We start from the raw sequence: 25,850 nt of genomic DNA, 5'->3' as shown, positions 1-25,850 counted from the left end.
TCAGAACCCGGCGGCGGCGAGCAGCGCCTGGCGGGCGGCGCGGGCCTGGCGCCACAGGTCGGGGTTGGCGAGATCGTCCGGCCCGATGGTCTCCGGCCATTGCGCCTCGACGACGCGGGCCAGCCGGTCGCAGCGGGCCTCGTCAAGCAGGAAGCGCGGATCGACGGCGGCCAGTGCCGCCGGGCTCAAGGCGACGCGCAACCGCAGGCAGGCAGGCCCGCCGCCATTGCGCATGCTCTCCCGCACATCGATGACAATGGCGCGCCGGATCGGCGTCGCCTCGCCCAGCAGGTCCTGCACATAGGCCCAGACGCGCGGGTTCTGCTCGCACTCGCGCGGCAGCACCAGCGCCATCGTGCCATCCGGCAGGGTGACGAGCTGGGAGTTGAACAGGTAGGAACCGATGGCGTCCGCCAGGCTGACGCGGGCCGCCGGCACCTCGACGATCACCGCCTCCGGCAGTGCCGCGCGCAGGTCGGTGTACAGCCGGCCGGGGTCGGCGAAGGCCTGTTCGTGGGCGAACAGCACCCGTTCGTTGGCGACCGCCACCACATCGTTGTGAAAGGCCCCGGCCTGGATCGCGGTGTCCGACTGGGCGACGAACAGCGCCTGTGCCGGCGCCAGTCCGTGCCGGCGCGCCACCGCCTCGCTGGCCCGGCGGCGCTGGCGGGCGGGGAAGCGGCCGCCCGGCTGATCGCCAGCAACATCCTCGCCATAAACGAACACCTCGACACCCGGCGCGCCGTGGTGCGGGCACAGCCGCATGTGGTTGGCCGCGCCCTCGTCGGCGAGATGCTGGCCCCACGGCAGCGCGTCATGGACCTGAAAGAAGCGCGGATCAGCGAAAGCCAGACGCAGCCAACCGGCGGTCTCCTCGGCCTCGGTCGCCCGGTGGGCCATGGTGGCGAGGTTGGCGACGCTGAAATGCACCCGGCCGTCCGCCGTGTCGGGTGCCGGCGACACGGTGGCGGCGTTGGCGGTCCACATCGGCGAGGCCGAGCACAGCAGCCGGAACAGCGCCGGGTCGGCGGCGAAGGCGGCCGCGCACACCGCGCCATCGTCGCCGGCGAAGCCGAGCTGGCGCAGGGCCGCGACATTGGGCCGGTCGTGCGGCGGCAGGAAGCCCTGCGGCAGCCCGAGCGCCAGCAGCGCCCGCATCTTGGCCAGTCCCTGCAGCGCGGCCTGGCGCGGCCGGCTGGTTTCGCCGGCATTGCTGGCCGAGGCGACGTTGCCCAGACTCAGGCCGGCGTAATTATGGGTCGGGCCGATCAGGCCGTCGAAGTTGACCTCGACGTGGCGGCGCGTGTCGTTGTCGTGGCTCATGGACGCAATCCGGTGGTGATGGGGGCCTGCGCGACGGGCTGGGTCAGGCTGGCGACCGGCCAGGCGCAATAGTCGGCGGCATAGGCGGCACTGGGGCGATGGTTGCCGGAGTCGCCGACGCCGCCGAACGGCAGGGCGGAGGAGGCGCCGGTGGTCGGCCGGTTCCAGTTGACCACGCCGGCGCGGCTGGTGGCCCAGAAGCGCCGCCACAACGCCTCGTCGTCGCTGATCAGGCCGGCGGCCAGGCCGAAGCGCGTGGCGTTGGCCTCGTCCAGCGCGGCGGCGAAGTCGGTGACGTGGACCACCTGCAGCAGCGGGCCGAAATGCTCCTCGTCCGGCCGGTCGGCGACATGGGTGACGTCGATCAGCGCCGGCGCCAGGAACGGCAGTGGCCGGCCGGGGAGAGCCAGCCGGCGGATGGCGCGGCCGCCGCGCGCCATCAGGGCATCCTCGGCGGCGCACAGCCGGCTGGCGGCCTGGACGTCGATCACCGGCCCCATGAACGGTGGCGGCTCGTCGAACGGCGCGCCGACGATCAACCGGTCGACCACCGCCACCAGTGCTTCGAGCACGGCGTTGCCGGCGGCGCCGGCGGGCAGGATCAGTCGCCGGGCGCAGGTGCAGCGCTGGCCCGCCGACAGATAGGCCGACTGGGCGATGACATGGGCGGCGGCGTCGAGGTCGGCCACGTCCCACACCACCAGCGGCGCGTTGCCGCCCATTTCCAGCGCCAGCATCTTGTGCGGCGTCTCGGCGAACTGGCGGGCGAGCAGCCGGCCTGTCGTCGCGCTGCCAGTGAACAGCAGTCCGTCGATGTCCGGGTGGCTGCTGAGCAGCCGGCCGGTCTCGGCGCCGCCGGTCACCACCCCCATGAGCCCGTCGGGCAGGCCGGCGCGGCGCCACAGGTCGACCATCGCCAGGCCGCAGGCGGGCGTCAGTTCGCTGGGCTTGAACACCACCGCGTTGCCGGCGATCAGCGCCGGCACGATGTGGCCGTTGGCCAGGTGCATCGGGAAATTGTACGGCCCCAGCACCGCCAGCACGCCGTGTGGCTTGTGCGCCAGCGCGCTGGTGATGCCGGCGGCTTCGCTGGAGCGTGACCCGGCGCGGGCGTCGCGCACGGCGATGGCGATGTCCACCTTGGCCGCCACCGAGTCGACCTCGGTGCGCGCCTCCCACAGCGGCTTGCCGGTCTCGCGGGCGATCAGCGCCGCCAGCGGTTCCCTGTCCGCCCGGGCCAGCGCGGCGAAGCGGCGGGCGACGGTGTCGCGGGCGTCGTCCGGCAGCAGGGCCCAGGCCGGCTGGGCGGCGCGGGCCGCCTCCAGCGCGGCGCCTACGTCCGTGATGCCGGCCATCGGGCCGCGCCACAGCACGTCGCCGGTGCAGGGGTCGGTCGAGACCAGCTCGGCCAGCGGCGCCTCAGAAAGCGACATGACGCATCTCCATGCCTGGTTCGAGGGAAAGGGTGGCGGCCAGCTCGGGTGTCACCCGCGCCTGGTCGCCCGCCAGCGGCAGCACGCCGCCACGGGCGGCGCGGAACTCCTGATTCTCGCCGGCCGCCACCAGCGCCGGCGCCCGCCCGCCGGGAATGCCGCCGATCTCGGCGACCACGGCCCGGCGTTGTTCGCGCAGGGCCTTGAGATCATCGACATAGGCGACCACGGTGGGGCCGGCGTCGAAGATGTCGACATAACCCTCCTGGCGGAAGCCCTCCTCCGCCAGCAGCGCCAGCGCCCGTTCGCCGTCGCGGTGCGGCCGGCCGAGGGCGGCCTGGGCGGCGGGCGGCAGCAGGCGGACGTAGATGGGATATTTCGGCATCAGGTCGGCGATGAACTGGTTGCCGTGCAGGCCATTGAAGCGGTCGGCCTCCTCGAACGGCATGTCGAAGAAGTGGCGACCCAGTCCCTCCCAGAACGGCCAGCTGCCGTCCTCGGCCTGGTAGCCGCGCAGGTCGGCGATCACCCGGGCGGCGAAGCGGTCGCGGTGGGCCGCCATGTAGAGGTAGCGGCTGCGGGCGATCAGCCGGCCGATGCCGCTCGCGCGCGCGGCGGGGTCGACGAACAGGCCGCCGACCTCGGAACAGCCGTCGAAGTCATTGACCAGATGCAGCACCTCGGAGGTCAGGGTCTTGCCCAGTTCCTTGCAGGTCTGCGACAGGCGGTTGATCTTGTAGCTGTAGAACGGCCAGGTCCGCCCGAGCCGCGAGAACAGCCCGGCGGTGCCGATGACCCGCGCCGCCGGCACGTCCTCCAGCACCAGCAGGGTGAGGTCGTCGCCGGCCATGCTGGCGGCGACGCGGCGGGCAAGATCGTCGCGATCGGGCGGCAGGTTGGTGAGACCGCCGCCGGTCTGACGCGCCAGCGCCAGCAAGGCGTCAACGTCGTCGGCGCGCGCCGGGCGGACCCGGTGTCGGGAAGATGTCGTCATGGCCGTGGCCCCCGGGCCGGCCAGGCGAGGGCGCCGCTGGCCAGCCGCATCAGCAGCAGCGCCGACAGCCGGGCACGCTCGGTCATGCTGTCAACGATCAAGAATTCCTCCGCCGAGTGAATGGCGCCGCCGCGTACACCCAGACTGTCGACCACCGGCAGGCCCTGCGCCGCCAGGTTGTTGCCGTCGCAGCAGCCGCCCGAGGGCGCCCAGTCGACGGCCAGACCCAGATCGGCGCCGCAGCCCCTCACGGCCTCGAACAGCCCCGCCTGCACCGCATCCAGCGGCTTGGGCGGCCGGTTGAAGCCGCCGTGCACGGTCAGGCTGACGTCATGATGGCCTGCGACCTCGGCGACAATGGCGGCCACCTGTGCCTGCGCCCAATGGCGATCCTCATGGCTCCAGCAACGGACCTCGAAGCGGCCCACCGCCTGGGCCGGCACCACGTTGGTCGGCCCGCCGCCGCCCAGCGACGCGACATTGACCGTCAGCCCGTCGCGCACGCGCGGCAACCGCGCCAGCCGCACGAACAGGTCGGCCACCGCCAGCACCGCGTTGCGACCGGCCTCCGGGTTGCGGCCGGCGTGCGCGGCCCGGCCCTGCGCCAGCACCGCGTAGGTGCCGATGCCCTTGCGGGCGCCGGCCAGCCGGCCATCCGGCAAGGCGGGTTCATAGACCAGGCCGATGTCAGCGCGGCGGGCGGCCGCCGCCAGCAGCGCGGCCGAGCCCAGCGAGGACACCTCCTCGTCGGCGTTGATGACCACCTCGTAGCCAAGGCCGCCGGCCCACGGTGACTGTTCGAGCGCCAGCAGGGCGTGCAGCATCACCAGCAGGCCGCCCTTCATGTCGGCGACGCCGGGGCCGTTCAGCACGCCCGGCTCGCGCCAGCGCGGGGCCTGGAACGGGTGGTCGGCGGCGAACACGGTGTCCATGTGGCCGGCCAGCAGCACCCGATGCCGAGCCTCCGGCCGGACCGTCAGGTGGAAGATGCGGCCATGCGGCAGCGGTTGCAGGCAGCCGTCGTTATCAGGCGCCGACACCGGCTCGGGCGCCACCAGCCGCACCGGCCCCAGCGCGCCGAAAGCCTGTTCCAGGGCGGTGGCCATGCGGTCGAGGCCGGCCAGGTTGCGACTGCCCGAATTGATGGCGCTCCAGGCCATTACCGTCTCGGTCATCGCGGCCTGACGCTCGGCGATCCAGTCCAGCGGCCGGGCTTCCTCTCGGGTGATGGACAGCATGATCTACGTCTCCCCAGGCGCGCAGTATGTCACGCTTGCGGCCGCAGGGGTGACGGAAGGCGGGGCTTGCCGCCGCAGAATCTGCGGGCCATCATGGCGGCCATGAAAGACTCTGCGCCCGACGCCATCGACCTGCGCATCCTGGCCCTGCTGCAGGCCAATGCGCGGCTGACCAACCAGGCCCTGGCCGATGCCGTGCATCTGTCGCCCAGCGCCTGCCTTGCCCGGGTGCGGCGGCTGGAGAAGGCCGGCGTCGTGCAAGGCGCGCACGCGGCGATTGACGTCGAGCGGGTGCGGCCGCTGCTGGTGGTGTTTGCCGAGGTGACGCTGGCCAACCACCGGCTGGAGGATTTCACCCGCTTCGAGGCGGCGATCGCCGCCCTGCCGGAGGTGGTGGCGGCCGACCAGGTGAGCGGCGGCTTCGATTACCTGCTCAAGGTGGCGGTGGCGGACATCAACGCCTGGCGCCAGCTCGCCGACCGGCTGCTGGTGGACGGCTCGGGCGTGGCCAAGATCATCAGCCATGTGCGCATGGCCGAGACCAAGCGCTTCTCGGGCTATCCGCTGACGCGCTGACCGTGACTGACGCGCGGACAGACGAACGCCCCCGATCCTGGGGACCGGGGGCGTTGTTCAGGCCGGGCCGCAGCCCTGAACCGTGCGCGCCTCATTCGGCGGCGACGGCGGCGACTTCCTCGATATGTTTGCGGCGGGCGTCGAACTGGGCGGCGATTTCCTCGTCCTGCGCCTGCAGCGCGTCGACGTTGACATCGGCGAACGCCAGCACGCCCATCTGCTCATAGCCCTTGACCACCCGCGGCCCCCACAGGCCGATGTCCTTGACCACCGGCACGATGCGGTTGAACAGGAAGGTGCGGAACATCTTCTGCCCTTCGCTGTGCTTCATGTGCTCGACGCACTCATCGACCGGCAGGTCGAGATGCGCCCACACTTCGCGCGATTCGAAGCGGTCACGCATCAGGTAGCAGGCCTCGACGAGGAACTCCTCGCGTTCATCGCGCTCCTTCTGGGTGAGCTGCGGATAATAGTCGCGCAGCGACAGCCGGCCGAAGGCGACGTGGCGCGCCTCGTCCTGCATCACATAGGCGTTGACGGAGGCCGCCATCTGGTTGGTGGCGTGGTCACGGATGCCGGCGAAGGCCGCCAGCGCCAGACCCTCGATCACCACCTGCATGCCGAGGTAGGTCATGTCCCAGCGGCTGTCGCGCAGCACCTGGTCCAGCAGCTCCTGCAGCGGGCCGGTCATCGGGTAGGCCAGCTCGAACTTCTCCAGCAGCTTCTTGTAGGCCTCGACGTGGCGGGCCTCGTCGATGGTCTGCGAGGCGGCGTAGAGCTTGGCCTCAAGGTCGGGGACCGACTGCACGATCTTGGCGGCGCAGAACAAGGCACCCTGCTCGCCGTGCAGGAACTGCGACAGCGTCCAGCACTGGTGATGACGACGGACGACACCCTTTTCCTTGTCCGACATCTTCTCGTAGAGCGGCATCCCCTTCAGCGCGAACAGCTCCTCCGGCATCCCCATCGGGTTGCCCTCGTCGATGTCGCCGCTCCAGTCGATGCGGGTCTGGGCGTCCCACTGCATCCGCTTGCCCTTGTCGTAGAGCTGCAGCAGATCGGTGCGCGAGTCGCTGTACTGCCAGTTGAAGATCGCCTCGTAGGCTTCATCAACCCGGTGTTCGAGGCCTTCAGGTTTTAAGGAATATCGGTCCGTCAGACTCATTTATGGTCTCCTCTCCATCCCCATGCGATTGTGCCGGGCCTTTCCTCGTGGCCCGGTCCTGGTCTGTGTGCTGGACGGCATGGAGGCGACGCAGCAAGGCCCGCGTCCGCATCATGCCCAACACGTCGTTGATGATGCCAATGCCGCGCTCGGCGGCGGTCGCCGCCTCCTCTTCCAGCGCCTGGCCCACCATGTGTCCGAAGAATACCCGCACTTCCTCCGCCGCCAGCCATTCGACGAACTCGACATAGAGGCGGCTTTCGTCGGGCATGAAGCCGCGCTCGCGGGTGAAGCCGACCGACCGCAGCTCGCTCCAGCGGGCGGCGATGGCGGCGTCGCGGCCATCGACCGTGCCGTCAGGGGCGATGCTGATGAGGCCGATGCGGTCCATTTCGCGGATCTCGTGCTCGCTCTGGCCCGTCTGCTCGCTCAACTCGGCGAGGGTGCGCCGGCTGTCGGCGGCCTGCGCGTCGAGCCGGGTCAGCAGCAGTGTGTCGAGATTCGGGAAGGCGGTGTAATCGACGCCGCCGGTCTCGTTGGCGTTCAGCAGCGCCTTGATGACCGACAGCGGCAGGAAACGTTCTTCCTGCAGGCGCTTGATCGCCTTCACGCGCACCACATGATCCTCCGAGTAGCGCGCCGAGTTGCGGCTGGCGCGCTCCGGCTCGGGCAGCAAGCCCTCGCGGATATAGAAGCGGATGGTCTCCCGCCCCACACCGGTTCGTTGTTCAAGCTCCCGCATGCGCATGGCCTGCCTCGTTTTCTGAGTATCACTTAACATATTTTGCGGAGCATTGATACGCATAAAGCGCAGCCCCCGCCGGCTGCGTTTCATATCTGCATGGGAGCGTCAACCACTAGCGGCACCGCAGGCCGCGGGGCGGCCACAATTATTTCGACACTGCCCCTCGACCGCCATGATTTGCCGGTTAAAGATACGCCCGCGCTCAGTCATCACGGCCTTCCCATGGACCTTTACCTGCCCATCGCCGAAATGTCGGTGAACGCGCTGGTCATCGCTGGCCTGGGCGGTCTGGTCGGCTTTCTGTCCGGCATGTTCGGTGTCGGCGGTGGTTTCCTGACCACGCCGCTGCTGATCTTCTACGGCATCCCGCCTTCGGTGGCGGTGGCATCGGCCGCCACCCAGATCACCGGCGCCTCGCTGTCGGGGGTGCGCGCCCACTGGCGACGCGGCGGCGTCGATCCGAAAATGGGGGTGGTGCTCATCGTCGGCGGCGTCATCGGCTCGACCCTGGGCTCGTTCGTGTTCAAGGCGCTGAAGGCGGTCGGCCAGATCGATTTCATCATTTCGGTGTCCTACGTGCTGTTCCTCGGTGTCGTCGGCGGACTGATGCTGGTGGAGTCGACCCGCGCCATCCTGCGCGCGCGCAGCGGCGTCGCCCGTCCGCCATCACGGCGACATCATCACGGGTTGCTGCACCGGCTGCCGTTCCGGATGCGCTTTCCGCGCTCGGGGCTCTACATCAGCCCGCTGGCGCCGCTGGCACTGGGGGCGGCGGTGGGCATGATGACCGCGATCATGGGAGTCGGCGGCGGCTTCCTGCTGGTGCCGGCGATGATCTACCTGCTCGGCATGTCGACGGCGGTGGTGGTGGGCACCTCGCTGTTCCAGATCATCTTCGTCACCGCGGCGGTGACGGTGCTGCACGCGGTCAATACCCGGAGCGTCGACATCATCCTCGCCATCCTGCTCTTGGTGGGCGGCGTGGTTGGCGCGCAGTTCGGCGCCCGCGTGGCGCAGCGGCTGGGTGGCGAGCACCTGCGGGCGGCGCTGGGCCTCATCGTGTTTCTGGTGTCGGCGCGACTGGCGGTGGAGCTGATGATCCGCCCCAGCGAGATTTTTTCCGTGGTGCTGGAGACCGCGCTGTGATTCGCGCGTTCGCCGGCCTGTTGCTGCTGGTCATGCTGGGCGGCGCGGCGGCGGGGCCGCGGCTGATCACCGATCTGTCGCAGAGCCGCATCGACATCGAGTACACCTTCGCCGGCGCCGATCTGCTGATGTTCGGCGCCATCGACCGTACCACCATGCGGCCCGACCGGAAGCTCGACCTGGTGGTGGTCGTGCGCAGCCCCGCCCAGCCGGTGGTGGTGCGCCAGAAGGAGCGCGTCGCCGGCGTGTGGCTCAACACCCGCTCGGTGCGGTTCCAGACCGTGCCCGGCTACTACAGTGTCTCGACGACACGGCCGATCGGCGACCTCGTCGATCCGAGGATGGCCGCCATCTACGAGTTCGGCATCGACAACCTGCATTTCTCGCCGGCCGAAACCGAACGCAGCGCCGAGGAGCTGCGCACGTTCCAGGCCGGCCTGATCGACCTGCGCCGGCGCGGCGGCCTCTTCACCGAGACCATCGGCGGCGTCCGGGTGGTGGAGGGCGTGCTGTTCCGCGCCCGCGCCCGGCTGCCCGGTGACGTGCCGGTGGGCGAGTATCGCGTCTATGTCTTCCTGGTCGAGAAAGGCCGGGTGATCGCCCAGACCTCGGTGCCGCTGACCGTTGGCAAGAGCGGCTTCGAGCGGGCCGTCTATACCTTCGCCCAGGAAAACAGCGTCTCCTACGGCCTGCTGGCGGTGGCGATCGCCCTGGCGGCAGGCTGGGTCGCCGGCGCGATCATGCGCAAATAGTGTCGCCAGGTGCCGTTAGGCATGATTCCGCACGCAAAACGGTTGCGGGCAGGTGCTGATTTGGCGATCAATGCGCAAGGGCCCGAGTCACCGGCCGCGCGGCGCGCGGACCGGGAGCGCGGGCCGAGGGGGCGCTCCGGAAGGACGCAGGGGGCATCATGGCAACAGCGTTGGTGTTTGGCGCGACCGGCTTTCTCGGCCATAACCTGGTGGGCGAGCTGAAAGCGCAGGGCTGGCGGGTGATCGCGGTGCACCGGCATAGTGCCGAGACCAGCGCGCTGGCGAGCCTGGGCGCGGAACTGGCGCCGGCCAACCTGCTCGACCGGCGCAGCATCATGAACGTCATGCCCGCCAGTGCCGACGTGGTGTTCCACTGCGCCGCCGACCGCGCGCTCTGGCGTCCGCGCAATGGCGTGCAGCGGCGCTTCAACGTCAAGTCGATGCGCAACATCCACTACATCGCCCAGAACATGGGCGCCTCCTGCCTGGTCCACGCCTCGTGCGCCCATGTTTTCATGCCCGGGCGCGGCCGTGTCGCCACCGAGACCAGCCCGCAATATTCCACCGACTTCTGGGTCGGCGGCGTCGCCGCCAAGGTCGCGGCCGAGAACATGCTGCGCACCCTGTGCAATCGCGGCGTCGAGGGCATCATCGTCAACCCCGGCGTGCTGCTCGGCCCGTATGATCGCGGGCAATGGCTGACCCTGTGCCAGCAGCTGCTGAGCGACCGGCTGCCGGCGGTGTTGCCGGGCATCCAGCGCTACGCCCATGCCCCCAGTGTCGCCCGGGCCATGATCGCCGCCGCCGAACGCGGCGGCAATGGCGAGAATTACCTGCTGGGCGGACCGCGCGCCAGCCAGGCGGAGATGCTGGAGAAACTGGCGGCGCTGCTGGACGTACCGGTGCCTGGCGGGCCCATGCCCGGCTGGCGGCTGCGGCTGGCGACCGCGCTCGATGAATGGCGCGCCCGGTTTCGCGGCCGCGAGCCGGCCCTGACCCGCGACGCACTGTGGCTGGGCAGCCAGCAGCTGGACTTCGACGACGCCAAGGCCCGGGCCGAACTGGGCTACGACACCCCCGATCTCGACACCTGCCTGGCGGAGACCGTCGACTGGCTGTCGCGGCACGACCTGCTCGGCAGCGACCCCCTGTCCTGACACATAACGGCGGTCCGGCGCGCCGGCGTCGTAACAATTCACCGACCATTAAGGGCCGGGTGATACCGCTCAAGGATTGCAAATCACTGTGAGGGGTGCACCTTGACCGCGACCGATCTTGCCCATCTCGATGCCGCGGAGCGGTTGCATCGCCTGTCGGAAGAGTTCGGCCCGATGACCAATGCCGCGCCGGCCGTGCTTGGCCAGATCACCGAAGTCAGCGGCGGCCGCGCCGTCTGCACGCTGGCGCGCGCCGCCATCGACACGGTAGCGGGGCATGACGACCTCGCCACCCGCATGGCCGGCCAGGTCGGCTCGCAGGTCAAAACCATGGTCGACGGCCTGTGGGTGGTCTCGACGGTGCGGGCGGTGCGACTCGACGCCGCCGATTCCGCGCGGATCATCGCCGACCTCGATTTCGTCGGCGAAGGCAAACCGGGCGCGACGCCCGGCAGCCTCGGCGAGTTCAAGCGCGGCATCACCCGCTACCCCATCCCCGGCAGCACCCTGAGCCCGGTGACACTGGCCGATGTCGAGCAGATCTTCTCCGCCAAGGGCCGGCCGCACATCGAGATCGGTGCCGTCTACCCGACCGACACCGTGCGGGCCTCGCTGTTCATCGATCCGCTGCTGGGCAAGCATTTCGCGCTGCTGGGCTCCACCGGTACCGGTAAATCCACCACCACAGCACTGCTGCTGCACCGGATCATCGAGCAGGCGCCCAACGGCCATATCCTGATGCTCGATCCGCATGGCGAATATGCCAAGGCGTTCTCCCAGGTCGGCGCGGTCTATGACGTCAACAACCTCGAACTGCCCTACTGGCTGATGAACTTCGACGAGCATGTGGAGGTGCTGGTTGGCGCCCGCACGCCGGAGAAGGAAGCCGACATCGACATCCTGCAGAAGTGCCTGGCGCAGGCACGCTCCAAGTCGCGCATCGCCGCCGACCTCGGCAAGGTGACCGTGGACAGCCCGCTGCCCTATCTGCTGTCAGACCTGCTGAACGCCATCCAGACCAACATGGGCAAGCTCGACAAGCCGGAGAAGGTGATCCCCTATCTGCGGCTGAAGGCGAAGCTGGAGGAGCTGAAGGGCGACCCGCGCTACAGCTTCATGTTCTCCGGCCTGCTGGTGCAGGACAATTTCGCCGATTTCCTCTCCCGCATCTTCCGGATGCCGGGCAACGGCAAGCCGATCTCGATCATCGACCTCTCCGGCGTGCCGTCGGACATCGTCAACGTCGTGGTGGCGGTGCTGTCGCGCCTGGTGTTCGATTTCGCCATCTGGTCGCGTTTCGAGCCGCAGCGGCCGATCCTGCTGGTGTGCGAGGAAGCCCATCGCTATGTGCCGGCCGAGCGGCTCGACACCTTCGGGGCCGCCCGCAAGGTGCTGGAACGCATCGCCAAGGAAGGCCGCAAGTACGGCGTGTCGCTCGGGCTGGTGTCGCAGCGGCCGTCGGACCTGTCGGAATCGGTGCTCTCCCAGTGCGGCACCATCATTTCCATGCGCCTGAACAACGACCGCGACCAGGCCTATGTCCGCAACGCCATGCCGGAAGGCGCGCGCGGCTTCCTCGACGCCATCCCCAGCCTGCGCAACCGCGAATGCATCATCTGCGGCGAAGGCGTGGCGATCCCCATCCGTGCCCGGCTCGACGATCTTGAACCGGAAAAGCGCCCTGCCTCGGAAGACCCGGTGTTCTCCGACCTGTGGGCCAGCAGTGGCGGCGAGGGCGAGCTGATCCAGCGCACCATCCGGCGCTGGCGCACCCAGAGCAAGTAGGCCGCCCCCCCAAAGCCCGCCGGGCGGTGCCCGGCCCTGATAACCGGCCCGGCCCTGATAACCGACAATGAGAAAGAGCGCTGCCGGCACGCCGGCATTGCCACCCTTGTGATTGTTTTTTTCCTATATGTCAAGAGTTAAATTCCTCTAACCCGGCAGGAGAGGCGTCGGAGAAGATGGTTAAGCCGCCAATTGGCGGATGGCTTCCCGGCAAAATCGGCTACATTGGGGCTCCCTCCGGCAACGCGGCGCCGCTCCATGCGTGTTCTTCCCCTCAGTTTCGACGTTCGCGGCAAGCCCGTGCTGGTGGTGGGCGACGGCGAACCGGCGGCGGCGCGGATACGCCTGCTGGAAGCCGCCGGCGCCGATGTCCAGCGCCTGGCCGGTGACCGGCTCGACACCCTCACCGACGCCCGGCTGGCCTTCGTCGCGCTGGAGGACGTGGCGCTCGCCGAGCTTTGGGCCATGCACCTGCGCGCGGCCGGCCTGCTGGTCAACGTCACCGACCAGCCGGCGTTGTGCGACTTCCAGGTGCCGGCACTGATCGACCGCGGCACCGTGACCATCGCGATCGCGACCGGCGGTGCCTCGGCCTCGCTGGCCAAGGCGCTGCGCGAGCGGCTGGAGAGCTGGCTGCCGGCGACGCTGGGTCCGCTCGCCGAGGCGATCAGCCAGTGGCGACCGAAGGTCGCCGAGCGGCTGGCGACGCCCGTGCTGCGGCGCGCCTTCTGGGACCGGCTGCTGGCGCCGGGCGGGGCGCTCGACCCGCTGCGCGACCAGCCGGACCCCGAGAGCGCCATTGCGCGCGCGCTCGACGGCGCCGACCGGCCCTTCGCCGGCGAACTCCAGACGCTGGAACTGGCCAGCGATCAGGCGGACCGGGTGACCCTGCGCCAGCTGCGCCTGCTGCAGCGCGCCGACCTGCTGCTGCATGAAGCGGACGCGCCGGCGGCCATTCTCGACCTCGCCCGGCGCGACGCCGCGCGCCGGCGGCTGACCGAAGCCGGGGTGGAAATCACGGTGGCGGAGGTACTGGCGGCCGGTGGCATGGTGCTGCGGCTGACGGTCAGAACGGCGTAGGGGCCGGCACGGTACGACCGGTCAGCTCGTTGAACAGGTGCCCGGCCAGCACCAGGAACAGGATCAGCCCGACCAGTTGCACGACATCGGCCGGAATCAGCGCCACCCGTCCCAGCCGCCGCGGTCGCCGGCCGGCGATGTTGGCGGCTATCGTCACCGCTGCGACGAATGCCATTGCCCATGCGGTCGACTGCCAGTCCATCCCTTGCCCTCGGTCGCCATTGGGCTACCCTGTTACACAAGGGATCAACCGAGGGGAATCATCCATGTTAGCCCGTACACTGACGGTGGCGGCGGCAGTCGCCACCACTTTTTTTGCCGCTCCCGCGCTGGCGGCCGACACTGCCGCCGTGACCACCCCCGCCATCGACTCGGTGCTGGCCAGTAACCATCGGTCGCCCGAGAACAAGGGGCGCGACGCCTTCCGGCATCCCAAGGAAACACTGGCCTTCTTCGGCCTCAAGCCGGACATGACCGTGGTGGAGATCGCGCCGGGCGGCGGCTGGTACACCGAGATTCTCGCCCCGCGGCTCAAGGACCAGGGCAAGCTGGTGCTGGCCCACGCCGACCCCAACGCCGGCACCTATGGACGCCGCACGCTGGGCGCCTTCCTGACCAAGCTGGCCGGTCAGCCCGATGTCTACGGCAAGGCCGAGGTGGCGACCTTCGTCCCCGGCAAGACTCTCACCGTGGCGCCGGGCAGCGCCGACATGGTGCTGACCTTCCGCAACGTCCATAACTGGATGGGCGGCGGCCAGGCCGACGCCGCCTTCAAGCAGTTCTTCGCCGCGCTGAAACCCGGCGGCGTGCTGGGCGTGGTCGAGCATCGCTGGCCGGAGAGCGGCGTCGACGACCCCAAGGGCAGCAAGGGCTATGTCAAGGAATCGGCGGTGATCCGCATGGCGGAGGCCGCCGGGTTCAAGCTGGCCGCCCGGTCGGAGATCAACGCCAACCCGAAGGATACCAAGGACTACGCCAAGGGCGTTTGGACCCTGCCCCCCGGCTTCGCCGAAGGCGACAAGGATCGGGCGCGTTATGCCGCCATCGGTGAATCCGACCGCATGACGCTGAAGTTCGTGAAGCCCTGAAGGGCTGTCTTGGTCGCTGGCCGGAGCGTCGCCTGAACAGGGGACGCCCCGGCCGCCCCCTTACAGGTCGAACTTGACGCCCTGGGCCAGTGGCAGCGTCCGGCCGTAATTGATGGTCTGGGTCTGGCGCCGCATGTAGCTCTTCCAGGCATCCGAGCCGGACTCGCGGCCGCCGCCGGTCTCCTTCTCGCCGCCGAAGGCTCCGCCAATCTCGGCGCCCGAGGTGCCCATGTTGACGTTGGCGATGCCGCAGTCGCTGCCCAGCGCCGAGGTGAAATATTCCGCCTCGCGCATGTCGTTGGTGATGATCGACGACGACAGACCCTGCGGCACGTCGCGCTGCAGGCGGATCGCCTCGGCGAAATCGCTGTACTTGAGAATGTAGAGGATCGGCGCGAAGGTCTCCTCGCGGACGATGTCGGTCTGGCCCGGCATCGCCACCAGCGCCGGCTCGACATAGTGGCCGCCGGGCACGCGCGGAATGCTGCGGCCGCCGGTGAGCACGGTGCCGCCCTGGGCGCGCGCATGGTCGAGCGCGCTCATCATGGCGTCGACCGCCTGGCCGTCGACCAGCGGGCCGATGAGGTTCTTCGGGTCCAGCGGATCGCCGATCGACAGACTCTGGTAGGCCGCCACCAGGCGCGGCACCAGCGCGTCATAGACCGAGTCATGGACGATCAGCCGCCGCATGGTGGTGCAGCGCTGGCCGGTGGTGCCGGCGGCACCGAAGGTGATGGCGCGCAACGCCAGATCGAGGTCGGCGGTCGGGCAGACGATGGTGGCGGCGTTCCCCCCCAGCTCCAGCAGGCTGCGGCCCAACCGGGCGGCGACGGCCTGGGCGACGGCGCGGCCCATGCGCACGCTGCCGGTGGCCGAGACCAGCGGCACCCGGCCATCGGCGGTCAGCCGTGCGCCGACATCGGCGCGGCCCTGGATGACCTGCGACAGGTTGGCCGGCGCCTCGTCGAAGGCCGCGGCCGTCTGCTCGAACAGCGCCTGCACCGCCAGCGCGGTCAGCGGCGTCTTTTCCGACGGCTTCCACAGCAGGCTGTTGCCGCACACCAGCGCCAGCGCGGCGTTCCAGCACCACACCGCGACCGGGAAGTTGAACGCCGAAATGATGGCGACCGGCCCCAGCGGGTGCCACATCTCGCGCAGGTGATGGCTCGGGCGCTCGGAAGCGATGGTCAGGCCGTAGAGCTGGCGCGACAGACCGACCGCGAAGTCGCAGATGTCGATCATCTCCTGCACCTCGCCCAGACCCTCGGAGATCGGCTTGCCGGTCTCGATGGTCACCAGCTGGCCCAGCGCCTCCTTGTTGTCGCGCAGCATGTTGCCGAACCGGCGCACCAGTTCGCCGCGCACCGGCGCCGGCACCGTCGACCAGGCGGTGAACGCCTCGACGCTGCGGGCGATCTTGGCGTCAACCTCGTCCAGGCTGTCGATCGCGACCCGACCGGTCACCGAGCCGTCGACCGGCGAGTGGGCAGTGATGTCGCCGTCGGCATAAGCGGCGGGCGACACGCCAAGGGCGGTCAGGAGAGCGGAAACGTCGGCCATCGGTCGGTCCTTCAGAGATCGGAAAGGGTCTTGGTGGGTGAAATGAACTTGGGGCTGACCGCCAGATCGAGCACCGCCAGCGTGCCGGCGGCGCGCGCCTGCGCGAAGGCTGCCGGGAAATCCTCGGTGCGCTCGACCCGCGCGCCATGCCCGCCATAAGCCCGGGCCAGAGCGGCGAAATCAGGGTTCATCATGGTGGTGCCGGAAACGCGCCCGGGATACTCGCGGTCCTGGTGCATGCGGATGGTGCCATAGACGCCGTTGTTGGCCACCAGCACGATGATCGCCGCACCATATTGCGCTGCCGTGCTCAGCTCCTGGAACGACATCTGGAAGTCGCCGTCGCCGGCGATGCACACGACGGTGCGCGCCGGGTCCACCAGCTTGGCCGCCACCGCCGCCGGCAGGCCGTAGCCCATGGCGCCATTGGTGGGCGCCAGCTGGGTGCCGGGCCTGCGGTGCTCGTAGAAGCGATGCAGCCAGGCGGCGAAATTGCCGGCGCCGTTGGTGAGGATGGCGTCCTCGGGCAGCACCTCGGCCAGATGCGCCATCACGGCGGCAAGGTTGACGCCCTCGCCCACCGCCACCGGCGCCACCCAGGCTTCGTAGTCGGCGCGGGCCGTGGCCGTGTCGGCGGCCCAGGCGGCGGAGTCGACGCGCACGGCGGCGAGTGCGGCCGCCACGCAGTCGAGGCTGGCGGCGATGCCGACCTCGGCCTGATAGACGCGGCCGATCTCGCCGCTGTCGGGGTGGACATGCACCAGCGTCTGGCGCGGCAGCGGTGCCTCCACCAGCGTGTAGCCGCTGGTCACCACCTCGGAGAGGCGCGAGCCCAGCACGATCAGCAGATCGGCCTCGCGGGTCCGGGCGGCGAGTTTGGGATTGGGGCCCAGCCCCAGTTCACCGACGTAGCAGGGGTGGCGGTTGTCGATCAGCGCCTTGCGGCGGAACCCGGTGGCCACCGGCAGCCGGTTGGCCTCGGCGAAAGCCTGCACCGCCGCCAGCCCGGCCGCGCTCCAGCCCGAACCGCCCAGCACCACCAGCGGGCGCCGGGCGCGGGCCAGCAGCGCCTCGATGCGCGCGATGTCGGCGGGCACCGCCGCCGCACGCACCGGCTCGACCCGCGGCGGCACCCGCGCGGGCACCGCTTCCACCAGCATGTCCTCCGGCAGCGCCAGCACCACCGGACCCGGCCGGCCGTTCATCGCCACGGCGAAGGCCCGCGTGACATATTCGGCCATGCGGGAGGCATCGTCGATCTCGGCGACCCACTTGGCGACGGTGCCGAACATCGCCCGATAGTCGACTTCCTGGAACGCCTCGCGGTCGCGGGTGGCGCGATCGATCTGGCCGATGAACAGGATCAGCGGCGTCGAGTCCTGTTTGGCGGTATGCACGCCGATGGCAGCATGGGTGGCGCCGGGTCCGCGGGTGACGAACGCAACACCGGGCCGGCCGGTCAGTTTGCCATGTGCTTCCGCCATATTGGCGACACCCGCCTCGTGGCGGCCGGTGACGAGCTGGATGCTGTTGCGGGCGTCGTACAGCGCGTCGAGCACCGCGAGATAGCTCTCGCCCGGCACGCAGAAGGCATGGCTGGTGCCCTGTGCGACAAGGCAATCGACAAGGATCTGGGCGGCGGTGCGGGTCTCGGTCATGCACGCTGTGGTGCGATGCCAACCGGCCGGAGTCAACCGACGCCTTGCCCCCCGTCAACGACAAAGGCCGGCACAATGGCCGGCCTTCGCGTCAGTCTGCCAGACGGCGGGATCAGACCTTGCCGCCCGCGCGCTCGATGGCCTGGACGATCCGCTCCTTGGCGACGTCAGCACCTTCCCACTTCACGATGGTGACCCACTTGCCCTTTTCCAAGTCTTTGTAATGCTGGAAGAAGTGAGCAACCTTGTCGAGCAGGATCTGCGGCAGGTCACTGTGATCCTTCACGCCGGCATAGAAGGGGTGCAGTTTGTCGACGGGCACCGCGAGAATCTTCTCGTCCGGCCCCGCCTCGTCTTCCATCAGCAGAACGCCGATCGGACGCGCCGGAATGACAGCACCCGGCACCACAGCGGTCTCGCTCACCACCAGCACGTCGATGGGGTCGCCATCTTCCGACAGGGTGTGCGGCACGAAGCCGTAGTTGGCCGGATAGACCATCGAGGTGTTGAGGAAGCGATCGACGAACAGCGCGCCCGACTTCTTGTCGATCTCGTACTTCACCGGCTCGCCGCCGCGCGGGATCTCGACGATGACGTTGATGTCGTGGGGCGGGTTCTTGCCGACCGGAATGAAGCGGATGTCCATACTGACCTCGGGAGCTGCCCTCCGCGCGGAGGGGAGATTGGAAACGCGCCCGGTCGATAGCCTTTCGCACATGCAAAAGGCAATGCCCAATTGGTGGAGCGCGGCACGGACCCGGCCGAAATCCTGCGGTCTGCCGTTCTACAGGTCGCCTGCCAGGCCCGCCGCCGCGCCCATCCGGCGGATCGCCGCGACCTTGGCAGTGAACGGCGTCCAGTCATCGCTGGCATCAATCGCCGCCCAGATCGCCTCGATCTCGTCGATCAACAGACTGCAAGGCGCGGCGTCGGCGAAATAGTCAGCGGCCAGCCGGTCGGTGACACCTGCCGCCGGTTCCCGGTCGGCCATGTCGGCGGCAAAAGGCATGAAGGCCTCGCCAGCATAGCTGTCGCGGGCCGGCGAGCGCGCCCGCCGCGCGGCCGAGGCCGGACCGCCGAACCAGTCGAAGTAGAAGCGGTCGAGGCCGACACCGGTGCCCGCCAGCGCCCCCTCCATCGCCGCCAGCAACGCCTGGTCGGCGGCGGCACCGCGCGACCGCACCCCCAGCCGGGCCAGTATTCTGGCGGTGATCGCCGCCTCCAGCCGACCGGGAAAGGTTTCCAGCGCCGGCACCAGCGCCTCCTTGGGCACGATCAGCAGCAGCGCGCGGGCCAGCTGATAGACGTTCCAGTGCAGCGCCTCGATCTGCCGGCCGTAGGCATAGAGGCCGTGCTCGTCGAAATAGGCGGCGGTGAAGCCGGGGTCGAATACCGGCGCGAAGCGGTAGGGGCCGTAGTCGAAGCTCTCGGCGGTGATGTTGATGTTGTCGGTGTTGAGCACGCCATGGACGAAGCCCGCCGCCATGTAGCTCGCCGCCAGATCCGCCGCGCCACCGACCGCGTAATCGATCAGCGCCGCCACCCGGTCATCGAGCGTCGCCGCCGGCCCCGGCCCGCCGGGCACGAACTGCGCCAGCACATAGTCGACCAGCCGGGTCATCGACGCCTGGTCCTGCAACGCCGCCAGCCGCTGGAAGGTACCGTAGCGGATATGGCTGTGGGACAGCCGCACCAGCACCGACGACCGGGTGGGCGACGGCTCGTCGTGGCGGCTCAGCGCCTCGCCGGTCTCGATCAGCGAGAACGACTTGGAGGTGGAGACGCCCAGCGCCTCCAGCATCTCGGTGGCCAGCACCTCGCGCACACCGCCCTTGAGCGTCAGCCGGCCGTCGCCGAACCGGCTGTAGGGGGTCTGGCCCGAGCCCTTGGTGCCGAAGTCGAGCAGACGACCGTCGCGTGGGTCGCGCAGCTGGGCGAACAGGAAGCCGCGGCCGTCGCCGATGTCCGGGTTGTACACCCGGAACTGGTGGCCGTGGTAGCGCAGCGCCAGCGGCGCCGGCAGCGAACCCGGCAGCGGCTCGAACCGGCCGAAGTGGGCGATCCACTGGTCATCGTCGAGCGCGCCCAGCCCCATCCGCTCGGCCCAGCGCTGGTTGCGGAAGCGCAGGATGTGGCGGGGGAAGCCGGCCGGCGCGACGACATCGTAGAAGGCATCGCCCAGGGCTTCGATGGCCCGCTCGGGCCGGAAGAACGGGGTGGAAGGGGAGGGAACGGTCATGATCGTCAGATAAGGCGTCGGCCGCCGGCGGAAAGCCCTGGCACCGGATTACCGGTCATCGCGCTGTTCAGGCAGCGACCCTGCCATGCCAGCCGCAGGAGCATTCGACAAAGCGGATCAACTCGGCCATCACGTCTTCCGGCTGCGCATCGGGCTCCGGGCCGAAGCAGCGCATCAACGCATCATGGACCGCGGCATGGATGAACGAGGCCGCCAGCGGAATGTTGACGTGGCAATCCGCCTTGCAGCCCACCGTGGCGCGCAGCATGTCCTCGACGAACTTGACCGACACCTCGCGGGCAGCGGTCGAGAATGGCTGACCTTCCGGATCATCCTCCTCGACACCGATCAGGTCGGTGGGCTTGCCATAAGTGGCGCAGAACTCGAACACCCGGGGGATGGTGATCGCCGGTGTCAGTTCAGCCATGTCCCTGGCGTCACCCCGCATGGCGGCGATCAGACTCTGCGCCCACTCCCGGCCCAGCGCCGCCAGCAGGTTCCGCTTCGACCCGTAGTGGTAGAAAATGGAGCCTTCGGCGACTCCGGCGTGGGCGGCGATATCCGCCGTCGATGTATTGACGTAGCCTCGCGTCCGGAACAGCGTGCGGGCGGCATCGAGAATGCGTTCCCGCGTCTCTTCCGGTTTGTAGCGCCGTGCGCGTTCGACCGGTTGCTCCGCCAACAGACTCTCCTCACCTAGGATACGCATGACCGGCCCATGTATTGAGCCTGCCTCAGGGGTATCACGGGAAACGTTGACGGTCATCGGTAAAATGTCCAAGTGCTTGAGGCTGAGCCGGGGTTCGCGCCATAAGCGGCAGATATGGCACCCGGCGCGGGCAACGGAGGAACGATGAAAGCGTTCGAGGATCGCTATTTCTGGTCGCGTGACGGCTTGCGCCTGCATTATCGCGATTATGCCGGTCCCGATGACCGGCCAACCGTGCTGTGCATCCCCGGCCTGACCCGCAACGCCCGGGATTTCGAGGGCGTCGCCGGTGCGCTGGCGGGCAGCTGGCGGGTGTGGTGCCTGGATCTGCGCGGCCGGGGCGACTCCGGCTACGCCAAGGATCCACTCACCTACACACCGCTGGTCTACCTGCAGGACATCGAAGCCCTGCTTGCGGAAGCCGGCGCCCGCAAGCTTGTGGTCATCGGGACATCGCTGGGCGGCATCATGGCGATGCTGATGGCCGGCACACTCAATCAGCATCTGGCAGGCGTCCTGCTCAACGACATCGGGCCGGAGATCGACGAGGCCGGCCTCGCGCGGATTCGCGGCTACGTCGGCAAAACCGGGCCCTGGCCGACCTGGATGCACGCGGCCTGGGCAATGCGGGAGCTGGCGGCCGACATCTACCCCGATTTCACCATGGAAGACTGGCTGCGCATGGCCAAGCGCGCCTGCTACCTGCAGCCCAACGGTCGGATCGCCGTCGACTACGACCCCGATATCGCCACGCCCTTCAAGATGCCCAGCGGTGCTGTCGCCATGGACCTGTGGCCAGCCTTCGACGCCCTGGCCGGCCTGCCCGTGGCCGTGGTGCGCGGCGCCACCTCCGACATCCTGAGCGCGGCGACCTGCGCCGGCATGCGCCAGCGACGGCCCGACCTGATGCTCACCGAGATTCCGCGTGTCGGCCACGCCCCGACGCTCGACGAACCCGCAAGCCGGACGGCGATCGACGCCCTGCTGGCACGGGTGATCCCGGGTTGAGACTCCGGGCCTTGATGCCCCGGGATTACCCGGGCAAATAGATCACTGCCATATCCTTGTGGGACCAAGCCACCCGTGTCCGCCACCATCGCCCTCGTCGATGACGATCGCAACATCCTGACCTCCGTCAGCATCGCGCTGCAGACGGAGGGTTATACGGTGCGTGTCTATTCCGATGGTGCCACAGCGCTCAAGGCCCTGCTGGAGAACCCGCCCGACCTGGCGGTGCTCGACATCAAGATGCCGCGCATGGACGGCATGGAGTTGCTGCGCCGGCTGCGCGAAAAATCTCGGATCCCCGTCATCTTCCTGACCTCGAAGGATGATGAGATCGACGAGGCGCTGGGTCTCGCCATGGGTGCCGACGACTATATCGGCAAGCCATTCTCGCAACGGCTGTTGATCGAGCGCATCCGCGCTGTTTTGCGTCGCGCCAGCGCCCGCCACGATGCCGATGGCCAGAACGAGCCGGAGGAACAGGCCATGGTGCGCGGCCGGCTCACCATGTACCCGGCCAAACATGAAGTGACCTGGGAGGGCAAGGATGTCTCGCTCACCGTCACCGAATTCCTGATCCTGCAGGCCCTCGCCCAACGGCCGGGTTTCGTCAAATCACGCGATCAGCTGATGGACGCCGCCTACAGCGACGACGTCTATGTCGATGACCGCACCATCGACAGCCACATCAAGCGGTTGCGCAAGAAATTCCGTGCCGTCGACGATAATTTCCGCGGCATCGAGACGCTGTACGGCGTCGGCTACCGGTTTAACGAATGATCCGTGGCGACGCGAGCGCGCGACCGCAGCAGCCCCGCTTCCTCTCGCCCCTGACGGCCCGCATCCTCGCGGTCAACGTCTTCGCCTTGCTCATGCTGGGTGGCGGCGTTCTCTACCTCGACGAATTCCGCATTCGCCTGATCGAACAGCGACGCGGAGAACTGTCGGCACAAGCGGCGCTGATGGCCGACAGCTTCGCCGAGATCGCGGCGCTGGAACCACTGGATCCCACCCTGGACCCGCGACGGACCAGCGAGCTTCTGGCGACCCTGGCCACCGACGCCCTGGCCCGGGTGCGCATCCTCACCCCCGACGGCCGGCTGCTTGCCGACAGCGCGCTGGTGGTGCCGGGACATCGCGTCGAGGCAACGTCGCTGAAGAAGCCGGGGTGGCGACGCGAGGCCGCGCAGTTTCTTGACCAGATGATCGAAACGATCGGTTCATCACCAACGCTCCCCCCCTATGACGAGCCGTCGCCCGCGCAAATCCGGCGCCTGCCGGAAGTCGCCACGGCGATGCAGGGACAGCCGGACAGCGCACTGCGCCGGCGCGCCGAGACCGGAACCACCGTGGTCAGCATCGCGGTGCCGATCCAGCGCGTGCACAAGGTGCTCGGCGTGGTGCTGCTGACGGGCGACACCCGCGACATCACCAAAGTGGTGCGGGCCGAGCGGCTGGCCTCGTTCCAGCTGTTCTGCCTGGTGTTCGCGCTGACCCTGTTCCTCTCGGTCTTTCTCGCCCGCACCATCGCCCGACCGATTCGACGGCTGGCGCTGGCCGCCGACCGGGTCAGGCTCGGCCGCGCCCGGGATGTCGCTGTGCCGCGCCTGCCCCGACGCACGGATGAAATCGGTCAGCTGGCGCGGGCGCTGTCGGATATGACACAGGCCCTGCATTCCCGGATGGACGCTATCGAATCGTTCGCCGCCGACGTCAGTCATGAGATCAAGAACCCGCTCAGCTCCCTGCGCAGTGCCGTCGAATCGCTGGGCCGTGTCAAGGACCCGGCCCTGCAGGCCCAGCTGCTGGCGATCATCCGCGATGATGTGGCGCGCCTTGACCGACTCATCACCGACATCGCGGATGCCTCGCGCATGGACGCCGAACTGTCGCGGGTGAAATTCGAGCCGGTTGACCTGGGCGAAATGATTGCCACGCTGCTCGATGTGTATAAGCTGACCGGCCAGAAACAGGGCGTCAGCATCGCTTACGCCCGCCCGCCCAAGGGAGCGGCAGTGGTCATGGGCATGGAGGTTCGTCTGGGACAGGTCGTGCGTAACCTGATCGACAATGCCACCTCTTTCTCGCCCGCCGACGGCAATGTTCGCGTCATGCTGTCGGCGACATCCGACCAGGTCAGGCTGATCGTCGACGACGACGGGCCGGGCATTCCCGATGGCAACCTGCACGACATCTTCCGCCGATTCTACTCCGAGCGCCCCTCGGGGGAGGATTTCGGCCAGCATTCCGGCCTTGGCCTTGCCATCTCCAAGCAGATCGTCGAGGCGCACGGCGGCACCATCCAGGCCTTCAACCGCCGTGACAATGGACGGGTACTGGGGGCACGCTTCATCGTCGAGCTGCCCCGATCAGCCACAGGCCGATGAGAGGCGGGTAATGGGAAGCTCACCATATGTCCATGGCAGCTGCGTGGCGATCGGCGGGCGGGCGGTGTTGCTCACCGGCCCCTCCGGGTTTGGCAAGTCCGATCTGGCGCTGCGCCTCATTGACCGGGGCGCCATGCTGGTTGCCGACGATTATGTCGCACTGTCGTGCGATGGGGACCGGCTGATCGCCGCCCCGCCGCCCCGCATCGCCGGCCTGCTGGAGGTTCGTGCCGTCGGACTTGTCCGCCTGCCCTATCTGCGGCGGGCACCTGTGGCGCTGGTGGTGGACCTGGGAGTGGAGGATGAGCGACTGCCTGAATCGCACTGGTGGCTGCATGGCGGCAGCAAAGTCCCATCGGTCTGGATCGATGCCATGCGTGATGATGCCCCGCTGAAGGTCGAGATCGCTTTGTGCGACATCCGGCTTCCGCTATAAGACGCCGCCATGCCGAAACGTCGCAAGCCAGCCCGCCGGGCGCCATCGACCCGAATATTGCTGGTCACCGGCATGTCCGGCGCCGGCAAGTCGTCCGCCCTCAAGGCCGTCGAGGATCTGGGCTATGAAGCGGTCGACAACCTGCCGATCAGCCTGCTGACCAAGCTGCTGGCCACCGAGGACATCCGCCCCGACCAGGGCGCCGAGCGCCCGCTGGCCATTGGCATCGACAGTCGCACCCGCGCCTTCGATGCCGAGGCAATCGTACAACATCTCAAGGAGTTGCGTGAGAAGCGCGGCCTTGATGTCCATGTCCTGTTTCTCGATTGCGCGGGTGAGGAACTCGCCCGCCGCTTCTCCGAGACCCGACGCCGCCACCCCCTGGCCCTCGATCGCCCGGTGATGGATGGCGTGGCGCGCGAGCGCGAGCTGATGTCGCCGCTGCGCCGCTGGGCCGACGTGGTACTCGATACGACGGACTACACCATCCACCAGCTGCGCCGGTCGATCGCCGATCGCTTCGCGCTGACCCGCTCCGAATCACTGACGCTCACACTGATGTCATTCGGGTTCTCGCGCGGCGTGCCGCGCGACGCTGATCTCGTTCTTGATCTGCGCTTCCTGTCCAATCCGCACTGGGTGGATGAATTGCGACCCCTGACCGGCCTGGATCAAGGCGTTGCGGAGTATATTGAGGGCGATCCGGCCTTCGGCGAATCGTTTCGCCGCCTCCATGACCTTGTATCCTACCTTCTTCCGCTTTACCGGAAGGAAGGGAAAGCCTATCTCACCGTCGCTTTCGGCTGCACCGGTGGCAAGCACCGATCGGTCTTTGTGACGGAACGAATGGCTGCAATGCTCAAGGGAGAGGGTCACGCCTTGTCGGTCGTTCACCGCGACCTGCGGGCACAGACCCATGGCGCGGACCAGCCATTGACCGAGGGACCAGAGAGTATCGTCGTATGATTGGATTGGTGTTGGTCACCCATGGCCGCCTGGCCGCCGAGTTCATCTCCGCCATGGAGCATGTTGTCGGCCCCCAGGAAGCGGTTCGCGCCATCTGCATCGGCCCGGATGATGACATGGAGGCGCGCCGACGCGACATCGCCGAGGCGGCGGAAGCCGTGGACTCCGGCACCGGCGTCATCCTGCTGACCGACATGTTCGGCGGCACCCCCTCCAACCTCGCCATCTCGCTGATGGGCAAGCCCAATGTCGAGGTCATCGCCGGCATCAACCTGCCAATGCTGATCCGGCTGGCCACCGTACGGCGGACCATGGACGTGACCGCCGCCGTTGAGGCGGCCCAGGAAGCCGGACGCAAATATATCTCCGTCGCGTCGAAGATTCTCGCCGGGGTGTGATAATGGGCGA

At 68.6% G+C, this 25,850-nt stretch carries 25 protein-coding genes; 13 read left to right on the top strand and 12 right to left on the bottom strand.

Going from position 1 to position 25,850, the window contains the following annotated elements; genetic code table 11:
* The 4 genes from ABU113_RS04775 to ABU113_RS04760 are packed head-to-tail and all read right to left on the bottom strand — an operon-like array spanning position 1 to position 4,988.
* On the bottom strand, positions 1 to 1,323 hold the full coding sequence (locus ABU113_RS04775; RefSeq protein WP_454558341.1) for an N-succinylarginine dihydrolase: 1,323 nt from the start codon (positions 1,321 to 1,323) through the stop codon (positions 1 to 3).
* The gene (gene astD, locus ABU113_RS04770; RefSeq protein WP_454558340.1) at positions 1,320 to 2,756 is read right to left on the bottom strand and encodes a succinylglutamate-semialdehyde dehydrogenase; all 1,437 of its coding nucleotides are present in this window, start codon (positions 2,754 to 2,756) and stop codon (positions 1,320 to 1,322) included. Before astD ends, ABU113_RS04775 begins: the two co-directional genes overlap by 4 nt.
* A complete protein-coding gene (locus tag ABU113_RS04765; RefSeq protein ID WP_454558339.1) occupies positions 2,743 to 3,750 on the bottom strand; it encodes an arginine N-succinyltransferase in 1,008 nt (335 codons plus the stop codon). The genes astD and ABU113_RS04765 overlap by 14 nt, the downstream gene beginning before the upstream one ends.
* Positions 3,747 to 4,988, bottom strand: coding sequence for a hydrolase (locus tag ABU113_RS04760; protein WP_454558338.1), 1,242 nt, complete (start codon positions 4,986 to 4,988; stop codon positions 3,747 to 3,749). Before ABU113_RS04760 ends, ABU113_RS04765 begins: the two co-directional genes overlap by 4 nt.
* 102 nt (positions 4,989 to 5,090) lie before the next feature.
* Between ABU113_RS04760 and ABU113_RS04755 the strand changes: the two genes are divergently transcribed.
* The gene (locus ABU113_RS04755) at positions 5,091 to 5,564 is read left to right on the top strand and encodes an Lrp/AsnC family transcriptional regulator (RefSeq protein ID WP_454558337.1); all 474 of its coding nucleotides are present in this window, start codon (positions 5,091 to 5,093) and stop codon (positions 5,562 to 5,564) included.
* 91 nt (positions 5,565 to 5,655) lie between these two features.
* Here the strand turns inward: ABU113_RS04755 and ABU113_RS04750 are convergent, their stop codons facing one another.
* Both ABU113_RS04750 and ABU113_RS04745 read right to left on the bottom strand, forming a co-directional pair.
* Positions 5,656 to 6,729 (bottom strand): ferritin-like domain-containing protein, encoded by a 1,074-nt coding sequence (locus ABU113_RS04750; RefSeq protein WP_454558336.1) that lies wholly within the window; start codon positions 6,727 to 6,729, stop codon positions 5,656 to 5,658.
* On the bottom strand, positions 6,695 to 7,564 hold the full coding sequence (locus tag ABU113_RS04745) for a MerR family transcriptional regulator (protein WP_454558335.1): 870 nt from the start codon (positions 7,562 to 7,564) through the stop codon (positions 6,695 to 6,697). Before ABU113_RS04745 ends, ABU113_RS04750 begins: the two co-directional genes overlap by 35 nt.
* A 132-nt stretch (positions 7,565 to 7,696) precedes the next feature.
* On the opposite strand from ABU113_RS04745, the gene ABU113_RS04740 reads away from it, so the two are divergent.
* The 5 genes from ABU113_RS04740 to ABU113_RS04720 all read left to right on the top strand — a co-directional run bounded on the left by ABU113_RS04740 (position 7,697) and on the right by ABU113_RS04720 (position 13,394).
* Entirely contained in the window at positions 7,697 to 8,620 is a 924-nt protein-coding gene (locus ABU113_RS04740) for a sulfite exporter TauE/SafE family protein (RefSeq protein WP_454558334.1), read from the top strand.
* On the top strand, positions 8,617 to 9,372 hold the full coding sequence (locus ABU113_RS04735; RefSeq protein WP_454558333.1) for a TIGR02186 family protein: 756 nt from the start codon (positions 8,617 to 8,619) through the stop codon (positions 9,370 to 9,372). The genes ABU113_RS04740 and ABU113_RS04735 overlap by 4 nt, the downstream gene beginning before the upstream one ends.
* Before the next feature lie 158 nt (positions 9,373 to 9,530).
* A complete protein-coding gene (locus ABU113_RS04730) occupies positions 9,531 to 10,529 on the top strand; it encodes an NAD-dependent epimerase/dehydratase family protein (RefSeq protein ID WP_454558332.1) in 999 nt (332 codons plus the stop codon).
* A gap of 174 nt (positions 10,530 to 10,703) precedes the next feature.
* Positions 10,704 to 12,314, top strand: coding sequence for an ATP-binding protein (locus ABU113_RS04725; RefSeq protein ID WP_454558402.1), 1,611 nt, complete (start codon positions 10,704 to 10,706; stop codon positions 12,312 to 12,314).
* Positions 12,315 to 12,572: 258 nt separating this feature from the next.
* Entirely contained in the window at positions 12,573 to 13,394 is an 822-nt protein-coding gene (locus tag ABU113_RS04720) for a precorrin-2 dehydrogenase/sirohydrochlorin ferrochelatase family protein (protein WP_454558331.1), read from the top strand.
* On the opposite strand, the gene ABU113_RS04715 is transcribed toward ABU113_RS04720, so the two are convergent.
* Positions 13,381 to 13,569, bottom strand: a complete 189-nt coding sequence (locus tag ABU113_RS04715) for a hypothetical protein (protein WP_454558330.1) — start codon at positions 13,567 to 13,569, stop codon at positions 13,381 to 13,383. The two genes, ABU113_RS04720 and ABU113_RS04715, sit on opposite strands and share 14 nt — an antisense overlap.
* A 91-nt stretch (positions 13,570 to 13,660) precedes the next feature.
* Here ABU113_RS04715 and ABU113_RS04710 point away from each other — a divergent pair, with 91 nt between their 5' ends.
* On the top strand, positions 13,661 to 14,482 hold the full coding sequence (locus ABU113_RS04710) for a class I SAM-dependent methyltransferase (protein WP_454558329.1): 822 nt from the start codon (positions 13,661 to 13,663) through the stop codon (positions 14,480 to 14,482).
* Positions 14,483 to 14,542: 60 nt separating this feature from the next.
* On the opposite strand, the gene amaB is transcribed toward ABU113_RS04710, so the two are convergent.
* The 5 genes from amaB to ABU113_RS04685 form a co-directional block, all read right to left on the bottom strand.
* Positions 14,543 to 16,042, bottom strand: a complete 1,500-nt coding sequence (gene amaB / locus ABU113_RS04705) for an L-piperidine-6-carboxylate dehydrogenase (protein WP_454558328.1) — start codon at positions 16,040 to 16,042, stop codon at positions 14,543 to 14,545.
* Positions 16,043 to 16,053: 11 nt separating this feature from the next.
* On the bottom strand, positions 16,054 to 17,700 hold the full coding sequence (locus ABU113_RS04700; protein WP_454558327.1) for a thiamine pyrophosphate-binding protein: 1,647 nt from the start codon (positions 17,698 to 17,700) through the stop codon (positions 16,054 to 16,056).
* A gap of 112 nt (positions 17,701 to 17,812) precedes the next feature.
* Positions 17,813 to 18,346 (bottom strand): inorganic diphosphatase, encoded by a 534-nt coding sequence (ppa, locus tag ABU113_RS04695; RefSeq protein ID WP_454558326.1) that lies wholly within the window; start codon positions 18,344 to 18,346, stop codon positions 17,813 to 17,815.
* 138 nt (positions 18,347 to 18,484) lie between these two features.
* Positions 18,485 to 19,939 carry a protein adenylyltransferase SelO family protein gene (locus ABU113_RS04690; RefSeq protein ID WP_454558325.1) on the bottom strand — a complete coding sequence of 485 codons (1,455 nt, stop codon included), beginning with the start codon at positions 19,937 to 19,939 and terminating at the stop codon, positions 18,485 to 18,487.
* A 67-nt stretch (positions 19,940 to 20,006) separates the two neighbouring features.
* The gene (locus ABU113_RS04685; protein WP_454558324.1) at positions 20,007 to 20,621 is read right to left on the bottom strand and encodes a TetR/AcrR family transcriptional regulator; all 615 of its coding nucleotides are present in this window, start codon (positions 20,619 to 20,621) and stop codon (positions 20,007 to 20,009) included.
* Between the two features lie 171 nt (positions 20,622 to 20,792).
* Between ABU113_RS04685 and ABU113_RS04680 the strand changes: the two genes are divergently transcribed.
* The 6 genes from ABU113_RS04680 to ABU113_RS04655 all read left to right on the top strand — a co-directional run bounded on the left by ABU113_RS04680 (position 20,793) and on the right by ABU113_RS04655 (position 25,840).
* Entirely contained in the window at positions 20,793 to 21,656 is an 864-nt protein-coding gene (locus ABU113_RS04680; RefSeq protein WP_454558323.1) for an alpha/beta fold hydrolase, read from the top strand.
* 75 nt (positions 21,657 to 21,731) lie between these two features.
* Entirely contained in the window at positions 21,732 to 22,433 is a 702-nt protein-coding gene (locus ABU113_RS04675; RefSeq protein WP_454558322.1) for a response regulator transcription factor, read from the top strand.
* Positions 22,430 to 24,040, top strand: a complete 1,611-nt coding sequence (locus ABU113_RS04670) for a stimulus-sensing domain-containing protein (RefSeq protein ID WP_454558321.1) — start codon at positions 22,430 to 22,432, stop codon at positions 24,038 to 24,040. Before ABU113_RS04675 ends, ABU113_RS04670 begins: the two co-directional genes overlap by 4 nt.
* 10 nt (positions 24,041 to 24,050) lie before the next feature.
* Positions 24,051 to 24,476, top strand: a complete 426-nt coding sequence (locus tag ABU113_RS04665; RefSeq protein ID WP_454558320.1) for an HPr kinase/phosphorylase — start codon at positions 24,051 to 24,053, stop codon at positions 24,474 to 24,476.
* Positions 24,477 to 24,485: 9 nt separating this feature from the next.
* Positions 24,486 to 25,442, top strand: a complete 957-nt coding sequence (rapZ, locus tag ABU113_RS04660) for an RNase adapter RapZ (protein WP_454558319.1) — start codon at positions 24,486 to 24,488, stop codon at positions 25,440 to 25,442.
* Positions 25,439 to 25,840: a PTS sugar transporter subunit IIA gene (locus ABU113_RS04655; protein ID WP_454558318.1), complete on the top strand. Its 402-nt coding sequence runs from the start codon at positions 25,439 to 25,441 to the stop codon at positions 25,838 to 25,840. The genes rapZ and ABU113_RS04655 overlap by 4 nt, the downstream gene beginning before the upstream one ends.
* The last annotated feature ends 10 nt before the right edge of the window (positions 25,841 to 25,850 follow it).

It is taken from the genome of Parapedomonas caeni, from assembly GCF_041060555.1.
Taxonomy (GTDB): Bacteria; Pseudomonadota; Alphaproteobacteria; order Sphingomonadales; family Sphingomonadaceae; genus CAUJIW01.
This window is presented reverse-complemented; position numbering and strand designations above follow the sequence as displayed.